Below are 12,051 nucleotides of genomic sequence, written 5' to 3' on the forward strand. Positions count from 1 at the left end.
CCATGACCCTCCAGTTCGATACCCGCCCAGCCGCTTACGCCGTGATTGTCCAAGAGGACAAGATCCTGCTTGCGTACTGGAAGCAGGACGGCAAGGAAGGATGGACGCTACCGGGCGGAGGCCTGGATCTGGCGGAACATCCGGTGGACGGTTGCAGGCGTGAAGTCTTCGAGGAAACCGGGTATGAAGCGCGCATCGATCGCATGCTGGGTATCGACGTCGGCCATTGGCCTGCTGATGTCCGCCCCGACGGTTCGGTCAAGGATTTTCAGGCCATCCGACTGGTCTACGAGGCAACGGTGGTGGGCGGAGAACTGACCCATGAGGTGGACGGGAGCACCACGCACGCCGCGTGGATCCCCCTGAAGGACATTGGGAAACTCAACCGGGTGTCGTTGGTGGACACGGCACTGCGCCTGCACCGGGAGCGCCCGGCGGACGGGAAGCTGAGCTAAGCCAACCGGAAGGTGGGCCATAAGGCCTAGCCAAAAGGGCCCGATGTTGGCTACGCTGAACATCGTTGCCGGCCCCATCAGCTGCCGGTCTGGATGCCGAGGAGGTGGATTTGATGATTGCCACGATCTTGCGCGCCCCGCACTACGTTGCGGCGCGCCGTCATCAGCCCACCATTCCTGCCCCGGCATCAGCCTGCCAAAACTAGGCGGCCGGGCCTCCTCAGAGGCATTACATTGAACACTTACGCTTCAAGCGACCCTTCTTTTAGTTCCATCAAGCAGCTGCCCACTCACCCATTAAACGGACCAGTGGAGTACGGCTTCACCGACAAAACCGCGGAGCTTTTCCGCGCCCACAGCGCCCCCGGGAACCAGGAAACGGCCACACCCGGCCGCGTAGTGCGCCTTGACAGGAACCGGGTGCTCGTCGCATCGGCCCAAGGTCTCCTGCATTTGCCCTATCCCACGCATGGGCTTGTTCCGGCCACCGGAGACTGGGTATGGCTAGGCCACAACAACGCTGGCGAGCCCGCCGTCGTCGAGGTCCTTCCCCGCCATTCGGCGCTGAGCCGCAAGCGGGCCTTTGAAGCCTCGTCGGAAGAACAGATACTGGGCAGCAACATCGACATTGTTGCGGTGGTTGTCCCTGTGGACCGTCCGCTGACACATAACCGACTTGAACGGACGTTGGTGGCTGCGTGGGACTCCGGCGCCACGCCGCTGGTGGTCATCACCAAGGCTGACCTCGCCCACCTCGCGGACGACGTCGTGGGGGAAGTCATCCTTCAGGCCGCGGGCGTTGACGTCGTTACCACGTCTGCGGAGCAGGGCGATGGCCTCGACGAATTGATGCAGCGAATTCCTCAAGGCGCCACCTTGGTTCTCCTGGGTCCTTCCGGTGCCGGGAAATCGACGCTTATCAACGCCCTCGCGGGGCGTGAGCTCCAGCAGACAGGCGAGGTCCGGGCAGGCGACGGCAAGGGCAAACACACCACCACGTCGCGGGAGTTGGTACCTCTGGCGGGCGGCTCGGTGCTGATGGATACGCCGGGAGTCCGCGGGTTCGGGCTCTTCGACGCTGACGAGGGCATGGACGAGATGTTCGGCGATCTGGAGGAACTTTTCTCCCGGTGCCGCTTCACGGACTGCGCCCATCAGGCAGAGCCGGGATGCGCAGTCCAGGAGGCGCTCGCGGAGCAAATCCTGGATCCCCGGCGCTGGGCCAGCTACCTGAAGCTGCAACGCGAGCTGGCGGCCTTGGCCAGGAAGCATGACGCTGCGGCCCGCCGTGCCTACCAGCGCGAATGGCACCAAAGGGTGATGTCAGCGGACCGAGGCCAGCGTGCAGCGGAACGTTACAAGCACGACCAAGCCGAGGAACGGACCGGAAAGGGCGGCAAGCGACGAAAACGCTGAACATTGCCGATTCATTACGGAACTCGTGGCGACGCTGACATCGTCGGTGGTGCTGGCTACGCTGGGTGAAGATTGCTTTGCAGCCAAGTAATAAGAGTGCATATGATCATCTGGCTCTACCGATGTTCTCTACCACAGATAGGTAAGCCCGGGTATGGCCGAAGCCATGATTGATTTCAAGAGCGTCACCAAGCAATACCAGGGCGGGCAACCGGCGGTGGATTCTCTCACCATGTCCATCGACAAGGGCGCCATAACCGTGTTTGTTGGCCCTTCGGGCTGCGGAAAGACCACTTCCCTGCGCATGATCAACCGAATGGTGGAGCCCACCAGCGGAACCATCACTGTTGCAGGGGAAGATGTCTCCCAGGTTCCCGCGGCCAAGCTCCGCCGCTCCATGGGCTATGTCATGCAGTCATCCGGCTTGCTTCCGCACCGATCCGTGCTGGATAACATCGCCACCGTTCCACGGCTCAACGGCGTACCCAAGGCGGCTGCGCGGAAACGCGCGGAGGAACTGCTCGACGTCGTCGGGCTGGCTTCCGTCCTGGGCAAGCGATACCCGTCACAACTCTCGGGTGGTCAGCAGCAGCGCGTTGGAGTTGCCAGGGCGCTCGCTGCTGATCCGCCGGTCCTGCTGATGGACGAACCTTTCAGCGCAGTGGATCCTGTGGTCCGTGACGAACTGCAACAGGAACTTCTGCGTCTGCAGCGGGAATTGGCCAAGACCATTGTGTTTGTCACGCACGACATCGACGAAGCCACTGTTCTTGGTGACAAGGTGGCTGTCTTCGCCGTCGGGGGCAAGCTCGCCCAATACGCGGCTCCTGAAGAGATCCTTCGGGCACCTGCGAATGACTTCGTGGCCTCCTTCGTGGGGCGCGACCGCGGCTTCCGCCACCTTGCCTTCAACGCCGCAGACGCCGTGACGCTGCACCCTGTCACCATGGTGAGTCCTTCCGATGGCCACCACGCGGGCCGCCAATCGGGGGAGTGGGCGCTGGTTGTCGACGACGATTCGCGGCCGCTCGGATGGTCTTCACCGCGGGACGGCGCCGGGCTGATCCCCGGAGGTTCGCTCTTCCGCAAGGGAGATACGCTGCGGCGCGCGCTGGATGCGGCGTTGTCGTCGCCGTCGGGCCTTGGCGTCGCGGTTGACGACGACGGCCGGGTGGCCGGAGTCCTGAAGGCGCCGGAAGTCCTGGCTCTTATCGAAGAAGTCCGGCACCACAGGGAGGACGCCACCTGATGGAGTGGTTCCTTGCCAACAGTGGCATGGTCCTGGGGTTGGCCGGTCAGCACATGGTGCTGGCGATCATTCCCATGATCTTTGGATTGCTGATTTCGGTCCCCTTGGCCCAGCTGGCCAGGCGCAACAGCACGCTCAGGTCAGTGGTGGCAACAGCCACCTCATTGCTGTACACCATTCCCTCGCTGGCCCTCTTCATCATTCTTCCCACAATCCTCGGCACGCGGATCCTGGATCCGCTGAACGTGGTGGTGGCACTGACCATCTATGCCGTGGCATTGCTGGTCCGTGCCGCGATGGACGCTTTCGACTCCGTGGATGACGACCTCCGAAACGCTGCCGTTGCCATGGGTTTCAAACCCCTGGCCCGCTTCTTCCAGGTGGACCTTCCGTTGTCTTTGCCAGTGCTGTTCGCAGGACTTCGAGTGGTGTCAGTCAGCAATATCTCACTGGTGAGCGTGGCGGCCCTGCTTGGTGTGGGCAACCTTGGGGTTCTGTTCACTGACGGCCTGCAGCGCACGTTCATCACCGAAGTTGTGGTGGGCATCATCGCGATCCTGGTGTTGGCGCTGTTGATGGATGCGGTTCTGGTGGTGTTGGAGCGGCTCTTGACGCCATGGACCCGCGCGGCAGGTGGAAGTTCGTCGCGTCCGGATGGAAACGCCGTGCTCACCGAGCCCAAAGCGGGACCCGCGAAGCCGCACGCGGCCCTTCGCCCGGACCCGGGAGCGTCCGCATGAACATCTTTGCTGAAACCATTGCCTGGCTGACAAACCCCAAGAACTGGACCGGCAGCGGTGGAATCCCCACCCGCTTGCTGGAGCACCTGCAGTACAGCGCACTGGTGCTACTCATCGCCGCCGCCATTGCAGTGCCAATTGGTCTCTACATCGGGCACACCGGGCGCGGCCGCGTTGTCGCAGTGGCTGTCGCCGGAGCATTGCGTGCCCTCCCGACGCTCGGTTTGCTGGTCCTCTTCGCGTTGCTCGCCGGCAGTGGCTTGATGCCTCCAGTGTGGGCGCTGGTCATCCTCACAGTGCCGCCGCTTCTGGCCGGGACCTATGCCGGCATTTCCAGCGTTGATGCCACGGTGGTGGACGCTGCCCGGGCCATGGGCATGACCGAACTTCAGATCCTGTTCCGCGTGGAACTGCCCAACGGAGTGCAGGTGATGTTCGGCGGCATCCGCACCGCGGTTCTACAGGTCATTGCGACCGTCTCGGTGGTTGCTTACCTTCCGTTGGGTGGGCTTGGCCGGTATCTGTTCGACGGCCTAGTGCTGCAGGATTTCCCCAGGATGCTCGGAGGCTCCCTGCTCATCGCGGGGTTGGCCATCGCTGTGGACCTGATCCTGGCCGGCATGCAAAGGCTCGTCATCTCGCCCGGCCTGACCGTCGACTCAAGCGGCCGCCAGAAGGCAGCCGACGATCTCACAGCCACGGTTCCCGCCGGGGCTGCCGTTCAAGGAGGTACATCATGAAAAACCCCGTCCCCATGACTCTTACGCGCCGTGGTCTGGGCGGCCTTGCCGCTGGACTGGGTGTGGCCCTCGCGTTGAGCGCCTGCGGCGGCAGTCCCTTGGCCACGCCTTCCACCTCGGCGCCCAGCGGTTCCGCCGCCGGAGGCTCACTGGTAGTCGGTTCGGCAGACTTCCCGGAGAGCCAGGTCATCGCAGAGATCTATGTGGGTGCCCTCAACGCGGCTGGTCTCACTGCCACGTCCAAGCCGAACATCGGGTCGCGCGAGATCTACTTCAAGGCTGTCCAGGACGGCTCCGTGGACCTCGTGCCGGACTACTCCGGCAACCTTCTCTCCTATGTGGACACGGAGGCCGCTGAGGTATCTGCCGAGGACGTCTACAAGGCGCTCCCGGGCAAGCTTCCGGAAGGCCTCGCGGTCCTGGAGCCGGCCAAGGCCGAGTCCAAGGACGCCATGGTGGTCACCAAGGCCACGGCGGAGAAGTACCAGTTGAAGTCCATCGAGGACCTGGCCAAGGTCTGCAAGGACTTCACCATGGCTGCGCCGGCCACGTTCGAGACCCGTGCCTACGGCTTCCCGGGGCTGAAGGCCAACTATGGTTGCGAGCTCAAGGGCCTGCAGCCCTTCAACGACGGCGGTGGCAACCTGACTCTCCAGGCTCTCCTGGAGGACAAGGTTCAGGTGGCGGACATCTACACCACCACGCCGTCCATCGCAGATAACGACCTCGTCGTCCTGGAAGATCCGAAGAACAACTTCAAGGCACAGCAGGTCCTGCCGTTGGTCAAGGAAGCCAAGATGACGGACAAGGCCAAGGAAGCGCTCAACAACGTTTCCAAGATCCTTACCACCGACGACCTGATCAATCTGAACCGCGCAGTAAGCGGCGACCAGAAGCAGTCGCCTAAGGATGCCGCAGCCGCATGGCTGAAGGACAAAGGCATCGTCAAGTAGTACCTGAACAAAACCGCGTACGACGGCGGTGACGGACCCGCGCGGGACCGTCACCGCCGTCGTCGTATGTGTGAGTCAAGTCTCAGCTGAACTCCATCACCCGTGTGGCATATTTGAGGGATGGCGAATTTCAAGCAGTCCACCAAGCTTCATAATGTCCTCTACGACATCCGTGGACCGATTCTTCAGGCCGCCCAGCAAATGGAAGCGGAGGGTCACCGGATCCTCAAACTGAACATCGGAAACCCGGCCCCTTTTGGTTTTGAAGCGCCTGACGCCATCTTGGTGGACATGATCCGCCACCTGCCTAACGCTCAGGGCTACAGCGATTCCCGAGGCATCTTCTCGGCCAGGACCGCCGTCTCGCAGTACTACCAAACGCGCGGCATTCAGAACATCCACGTTGACGACATCTACCTCGGCAACGGTGTCAGCGAGCTCATCACCATGTCCCTCATGGCGCTGCTGGACGACCGTGACGAAGTGCTGATTCCTACGCCGGACTACCCCCTGTGGACGGCTTCCGTGGCACTTGCGGGCGGCCGTCCCGTGCACTACCTCTGCGACGAAGAGTCCGGATGGCAGCCCGATCTTGAGGACATGGAATCCAAGATCACGCCGCGGACCAAGGGCATTGTGGTGATCAACCCCAACAACCCCACCGGCGCCGTCTACCCGGAGGAGACCCTCAAGAAGATCGTCGCGTTGGCAGAGAAGCATGGACTGGTTCTCTTCGCTGACGAAATCTACGAGAAGATCCTCTACGAAGACGCAGTTCACGTTAACCTCGCCGGGCTTACCGGTGATGACGTTCTGTGCCTGACGTTCAGCGGCCTGTCCAAGGCCTACCGCGTCTGTGGCTACCGCGCGGGCTGGATGGCAATTTCCGGGCCCAAGAAGGATGCTGCCGATTATCTTGAGGGCATCAACCTGCTGGCCAACATGCGCTTGTGCGCCAACGTACCTGCACAGCACGCCATCCAAACCGCGCTCGGCGGCTACCAGAGCATCAACGATCTCATCCTTCCGGGCGGCAGGCTCCTGGAGCAGCGCAACAAGGCGTACGACCTCCTGAACGCCATCCCCGGTGTCAGCACCCAGCAGGCCAGGGGCGCCCTTTATCTGTTCCCGAAGTTGGACCCCGAGGTTTATCACATCAGGGACGACGAGAAGTTCGTCCTGGACCTGTTGAAAGAACAGAAAATCCTGGTCTCCCATGGGCGCGCGTTCAACTGGGTTCGTCCGGATCACTTCCGAATGGTCACCTTGCCCAACGTCAAGGACATCGAAGAAGCCATTGGTCGCATGGCGGACTTCCTGTCGAGGTACCCGGGCAACTAGCCTGAGGTCCATAGCCGCGCCACGGGGGCGCGGCCGGGCAGAAAGGCATGCCAATGGCTGCTGCAGTTGAGTTCGCCAAAAGTCCGGCCGAAGTACTCAGGGTGGGCTCGGGGTTTACGCTGGCAGGCGTGGACCCTGAATCCACCCCGGGCTACACCGGTGTGAAAGCTGATGGCACGGCGCTGCTGGCCGCCCAGGATGATCGACTTGCGGAACTGCAGGAAAAGCTCTTTGCCGAAGGGAAGTTCGGTAGCCCCAAGAGGCTCCTGCTCATTCTTCAGGCCATGGATACTGCGGGCAAAGGCGGCATTGTCAGCCATGTTGTGGGAGCGATGGACCCGCAAGGTGTGCAGCTGACCGCTTTCAAGGCGCCGACGGACGAGGAAAAATCGCACGACTTCCTCTGGCGGATCGAAAAACAAGCCCCTGCGGCCGGAATGGTGGGTGTTTTTGACCGTTCACAATATGAGGACGTCTTGATTCATCGCGTCCATGGCTGGGCTGACGCTGGCGAACTGGAGCGCCGTTACGCAGCCATCAACGACTTCGAGTCACGCCTGCACGAGCAGGGAACCACCATCGTCAAGGTCATGCTCAACATCAGCAAGGACGAGCAGAAAAAGCGCCTCATCGCCCGCTTGGACGATCCCGGTAAGCACTGGAAATACAGTCGCGGCGACCTCGCGGAACGTGCGTACTGGGATGACTACATGGACGCGTACAGCACGGCGTTCGAGAAAACGTCAACCGACATCGCACCTTGGCACGTGGTGCCCGCCAACAAGAAGTGGTACGCCCGCATCGCCGTCCAGCAACTGCTGTTGGATGCCCTGGGTGGTTTGCAACTGGATTGGCCCAAGGCTGACTTTGACGTCGCCGCGGAGCGAGCCCTCGTGGTGGAGTCCTAGGCCGTAGGACTGCCGCCGGCCGGGGCTCCGCCGTCGCTGCTTGCATCACGGGCGGTGGCCAGACGCTTGCGTGCGCCCTCAAGCCAGTCCTCGCAGCGTTTGGCCAGTGCCTCGCCGCGCTCCCAAAGCGCTAGCGATTCTTCCAAGCTGGCTCCGCCTGCTTCCAAGCGCCCTACGACGGCCACGAGTTGTTCGCGGGCTTCCTCATAGCTCAAGCTGTCCAAGGATTCCGGTGCCGTTGGATTGTTCTCAGTCATGGTGTCCTTTGATGTGGTGGTGACGGTGGTTTCAGCAGTCTTAGTGTTCGACGAGTTGTCCTTGGCCGGCGGAAACAGCCCTGAAACGGCCCTCAGCTACGCGGACGCTTAGCGGCGTCCCCTCCGGTGCTTCCTCTGGGCTGCTCACCACGTGGTGCCCCGTCTGGTCCTCGCCGAGGAGCTGGACAACGGCATAACCGCGGTCCAGTGTTTTTTGGGGTGAGAGGGCACGGACCTGCGCACGCAAGTGGTGGACTTGGTCCAATGCCCTGAGTACCGCGGTGCTGACCGCAGAATGGGTCCTGCGCTGCAAGCGGTGGATGTCTTCGGAGCGGGCATCCACCATCGAAGCAGGAGTGGCCAATACGGGCCGGGACCTCAGTGCATGGAGTCGATCAGTCTCGCGGTCCACCATGCGGCTGATACTTCGGCGGAGATGGTCCCGCGCCTGGCGAACCATGGCCAGTTCTTCGGCCACATCCGGAACTATGCGCTTGGCCGCGTCTGTGGGTGTTGACGCACGTAAGTCCGCTACGTCGTCCAGGATCGGACGATCAGCTTCATGGCCGATTGCACTAACAATCGGAGTGGTCGCGGCCGAGACGGCTCGAATGAGGTCTTCATTGCTGAACGGCAGGAGATCCTCCAGCGCGCCGCCACCGCGGGCGAGGACAATGACATCCACGTGGGGGTCGGCATCCAGTTTCTTTAGGGCCGCGATGATCTGCGAAACGGCGGTGTTGCCTTGGACAGCCACTTCGCGAACGTCAAACTCAACTGCTGGCCAGCGCAACGCTGCATTGCGAAGGACGTCCTTCTTGGCATCGGAATCCCGACCCGTGATGAGGCCGATGCGGTGGGGGAGCAACGGGAGTTTGCGCTTCCGCGAACCCGCGAATAGTCCCTCGGCTGCCAAAGCCTGGCGAAGTCGTTCGATCCTTGCCAGTAGATCGCCCAGGCCTACCGGACGAATGTCCTTGACGGACATGTTCAAGCGGCCGGTCTTGACCCAGAAGTCCGCCTTGACCAAGGCAACCACCCGGGAACCCCGTTCCAGGGGTATCTTCTGGCGGTCAAGCACCGTTGACCAGACCGATGCCGGAAGTGAAATTTCTGCGTCAACATCACGCAGGGTCAGGAAAGCGTTACCGCCCCGGCGGTTCAGTTCAATGACCTGACCTTCGATCCATGCAGCCGGAGCCCGCTCTATGTGTGCCTTGAGCTTGCGGGACAGCAATTGCAGGGGCCAGGGGTTGTCCGGGCTGGTTTCGGCGGCAGTCCCCGGCAGCGTGGATTCCGGTGTCGCTTCAGCGGACATGGTGGGTCCATGGCTGGTTCAGTCGCCGTGTTTTTTCCTGCATTGTCATAGTCCTCGCTCAGGGGTGCGGCTGTGGTTGCCAACCGGCCTTCCAACTCTATCCATAGCTTGGGCGACGCCTCCGACATTTTTTCTGCCATGTGGACAGACCTAGGATGGTGCCATAGCCCCCGAGCCTGAGGATGACCTTGCGTACTTTTGTTTCAGCATTGGGAGTTATCCTCGCCTTAATTCTTACGGCTGTGGCCGTTCCAACGGCGTGGATTGACCAGAACATCGTCAAAGAAGAGGGCTTTGTAGGCATAGCAGGTGAATTAGGCAACGATCCGGAATTCCAAGACCGCCTGGCCACGGCCGCTGTTGGAACCTTCGAGTCCTCCGTGGATCTTCCAGGACCTATCCAGTCCTTGGCGGCCGACGCGCTCCGCAGCGCTGCATCGGGCATGCAATCGTGGAGCGACTACCCTCAAGCGTGGGAAGAGACAGTACGCAACAGCCACAGGTTGAACTTCGGCGAAGCGAACCAACCGGAGGAGGCCGCCACCACCACTGCCCTGGTCCTTGATATCAGCCCTTTGGTTCGGCTCATTCGTGATCATTTTGCCGAGGCCACCCGGATTCGGATTGATGTTCCTGCGGAAAGCCTGGTGTCCCTGGGGGAGCCCTCCCACCGCCAACTGGTGGAGCGGGTGGCGGCATTCGCACCCCTGTGGTGGGTGGCCGCACTCGGTGCCCTGATATCCATTCTCCTGGCGCTTGTCGCCGCGCGCCGGCGGTCCTTGGTGTTGGTCTTCCTCGGACTGGGCGGCTTGGCGCTTGCTGCTCTCTGGACGGCCGGGGCGGATCTTGCCGGGGGAGTGGTTGGCAGTCTGTCCAGCGCAAACGGCGTGGCTGAGCTGTTCAAGCAGGAGTTCCTCACGGCAGCCAAGGCAGGCTTCGGGGAATGGATCCTCATCGCAGCGGTGGCGTCCGGTGGAGTCTTTGTGTCCGGCGTCATAGCTTCCGTTGTGTCAGGGCGACGAGGGTCACGTTCGGCCAGCAGCTAAAGTCCTGCCCGATAGCAGGGAGGCAAAGTCCGGCCCGGTAGCATGGAGGAATGACCAGCACAGCAGTTTCCATTCCTATGCCCACGGTGCCCCGTAGACGCCGTTCCCCGGAAGAGGTTCAGGCAGCGGCGCCCGTCACGGGGCCCAAGAAGGTTCTGTTGGCGGCTCCCCGCGGTTATTGCGCCGGCGTGGACCGGGCTGTCATTGCTGTGGAGAAGGCCCTGGAGCACTACGGCCCTCCCGTTTATGTGCGCAAGCAGATCGTTCACAATGTGCATGTGGTCAGCTCCCTGGAGGAACAAGGAGCCATCTTCGTCGAGGAGACCGACGAGGTTCCCGAAGGTGCCCTGGTCATCTTCTCGGCACACGGTGTCTCTCCTGCAGTGGTCCAATCAGCCGAGGACCGCGGACTGCGCACCATCGACGCGACGTGCCCACTGGTGACTAAAGTCCACAAGGAAGCTGTACGCTTCGCCAAGGAAGACTACGACATCCTGCTCATCGGCCATGAAGGCCATGAGGAAGTCGAAGGAACCGCCGGTGAGGCCCCGGAGCATATCCAGATCATCAACGGACCGCACGAGGTAGACAAGGTCACCGTGCGGGATCCGGAGAAGACCATCTGGCTTTCGCAGACCACTCTCAGCGTGGACGAAACCATGGAGACGGTTCGCCTCCTTAAGGACCGGTTCCCCACGCTGCAGGATCCCCCCAGCGATGACATTTGCTACGCCACCACAAACCGTCAGGTGGCCATTAAGAAGATCGCACCGCAGGCTGACCTCGTGATCGTTGTGGGTTCGGCCAACTCGTCCAATTCTGTGCGATTGGTTGAGGTAGCCCTCGAATATGGTGCTAAGAGCTCGTACCGAGTGGACTTCGCCAATGAAGTGGACGAGTCCTGGTTCGAGGGCGTCGCCACTGTGGGCGTGACCTCCGGCGCTTCTGTCCCTGAAGTACTTGTCAAAGATGTTCTGCGGCTTCTGGCTGACTACGGTTACGGCGAGGTCCAGGAAGTGGTGACAGCAGAGGAAGACCTGCTTTTCTCGCTTCCAAAGGAACTGCGGGCCACCTTGAAGAAGGCCGGCGACGTGACACGTGCCCTTGGCGGCCGTGGAAACCGTCAGACCTCCTAGCTCTTTCTCCTTACAAAACTGGCCCGCCATGGTGGGTTATAGGACAAAACGTGTGTAAATCTCGGGTGTGTCATGTGCGGCCTGCCCATCCTTTGCGATGCCAGAGTCCTTCGTCGGCGCTGAGTCCGGTGCTGTAGAGCTCGGGCCCGGGCTTCTGCTCGGTCGTGGTGATGGCTTCGGTCTTGGCGGGACGGTAATGCTCGGCTTTGATGAGTTTGGCTGGTGGCAGGGGCTGTTCGCTGTGCAGGTAGAGGTACCACTCGATCGCGCGTTTTCGGTGCTCTTCACTCATGCCCCGGTGGGCCCGCAGCAGCAACCGGAGTTGGGCGTTGGTGCCGCCTTCGATGCGATTAGTAGTCGAGGCGATCTGCAGGCCGGCGAACTCCGCGCGCAGATAGGTGAACAGCGTCCCGGCCTGGCTGAGTCGTTCCAGAAGCCGGTAGGCCTTGCGGAGCCTGTCGTGGGTGTACCACCAGGTCTGATTGGCCCCGC

12 protein-coding genes and 1 pseudogene are annotated in these 12,051 nt (G+C 61.8%); 10 read left to right on the forward strand and 3 right to left on the reverse strand.

Annotated features, from left to right (window positions below; all coding sequences use genetic code 11):
• Positions 1–2: 2 nt before the first annotated feature.
• The 8 genes from AC6CH8_RS13175 (at position 3) to AC6CH8_RS13210 (ending at position 7,802) form a co-directional block, all read left to right on the forward strand.
• On the forward strand, positions 3–455 hold the full coding sequence (locus AC6CH8_RS13175) for an NUDIX hydrolase (protein WP_178997072.1): 453 nt from the start codon (positions 3–5) through the stop codon (positions 453–455).
• Positions 456–689: 234 nt separating this feature from the next.
• A complete protein-coding gene (gene rsgA / locus AC6CH8_RS13180) occupies positions 690–1,871 on the forward strand; it encodes a ribosome small subunit-dependent GTPase A (protein ID WP_498190982.1) in 1,182 nt (393 codons plus the stop codon).
• A 154-nt stretch (positions 1,872–2,025) separates the two neighbouring features.
• Positions 2,026–3,120, forward strand: coding sequence for an ABC transporter ATP-binding protein (locus AC6CH8_RS13185; RefSeq protein WP_091468810.1), 1,095 nt, complete (start codon positions 2,026–2,028; stop codon positions 3,118–3,120).
• Positions 3,120–3,860, forward strand: coding sequence for an ABC transporter permease (locus AC6CH8_RS13190; protein ID WP_420178553.1), 741 nt, complete (start codon positions 3,120–3,122; stop codon positions 3,858–3,860). Before AC6CH8_RS13185 ends, AC6CH8_RS13190 begins: the two co-directional genes overlap by 1 nt.
• Complete coding sequence (locus AC6CH8_RS13195; protein WP_498190985.1) at positions 3,857–4,600, forward strand: ABC transporter permease; 744 nt, start codon at positions 3,857–3,859, stop codon at positions 4,598–4,600. Before AC6CH8_RS13190 ends, AC6CH8_RS13195 begins: the two co-directional genes overlap by 4 nt.
• The gene (locus tag AC6CH8_RS13200; protein ID WP_178997064.1) at positions 4,597–5,553 is read left to right on the forward strand and encodes an ABC transporter substrate-binding protein; all 957 of its coding nucleotides are present in this window, start codon (positions 4,597–4,599) and stop codon (positions 5,551–5,553) included. The genes AC6CH8_RS13195 and AC6CH8_RS13200 overlap by 4 nt, the downstream gene beginning before the upstream one ends.
• A 120-nt stretch (positions 5,554–5,673) precedes the next feature.
• Positions 5,674–6,894 carry a pyridoxal phosphate-dependent aminotransferase gene (locus tag AC6CH8_RS13205; RefSeq protein ID WP_498190987.1) on the forward strand — a complete coding sequence of 407 codons (1,221 nt, stop codon included), beginning with the start codon at positions 5,674–5,676 and terminating at the stop codon, positions 6,892–6,894.
• A 53-nt stretch (positions 6,895–6,947) separates the two neighbouring features.
• Complete coding sequence (locus tag AC6CH8_RS13210; RefSeq protein ID WP_420178550.1) at positions 6,948–7,802, forward strand: polyphosphate kinase 2 family protein; 855 nt, start codon at positions 6,948–6,950, stop codon at positions 7,800–7,802.
• On the opposite strand, the gene AC6CH8_RS13215 is transcribed toward AC6CH8_RS13210, so the two are convergent.
• Positions 7,799–8,059: an exodeoxyribonuclease VII small subunit gene (locus AC6CH8_RS13215; protein WP_091468795.1), complete on the reverse strand. Its 261-nt coding sequence runs from the start codon at positions 8,057–8,059 to the stop codon at positions 7,799–7,801. The two genes, AC6CH8_RS13210 and AC6CH8_RS13215, sit on opposite strands and share 4 nt — an antisense overlap.
• Positions 8,060–8,099: 40 nt before the next feature.
• Positions 8,100–9,377, reverse strand: coding sequence for an exodeoxyribonuclease VII large subunit (gene xseA / locus AC6CH8_RS13220; protein ID WP_498190990.1), 1,278 nt, complete (start codon positions 9,375–9,377; stop codon positions 8,100–8,102).
• Between the two features lie 182 nt (positions 9,378–9,559).
• Between xseA and AC6CH8_RS13225 the strand changes: the two genes are divergently transcribed.
• Positions 9,560–10,423, forward strand: coding sequence for a hypothetical protein (locus tag AC6CH8_RS13225; RefSeq protein ID WP_498190992.1), 864 nt, complete (start codon positions 9,560–9,562; stop codon positions 10,421–10,423).
• 50 nt (positions 10,424–10,473) lie between these two features.
• The gene (locus AC6CH8_RS13230) at positions 10,474–11,559 is read left to right on the forward strand and encodes a 4-hydroxy-3-methylbut-2-enyl diphosphate reductase (RefSeq protein ID WP_024817476.1); all 1,086 of its coding nucleotides are present in this window, start codon (positions 10,474–10,476) and stop codon (positions 11,557–11,559) included.
• A 70-nt stretch (positions 11,560–11,629) separates the two neighbouring features.
• Here the strand turns inward: AC6CH8_RS13230 and AC6CH8_RS13235 are convergent.
• Positions 11,630–12,051, reverse strand: a pseudogene (locus AC6CH8_RS13235) (IS256-like element ISAar5 family transposase); the annotation flags it as partial.

Source organism: Paenarthrobacter sp. GQ52 (genome assembly GCF_059759005.1).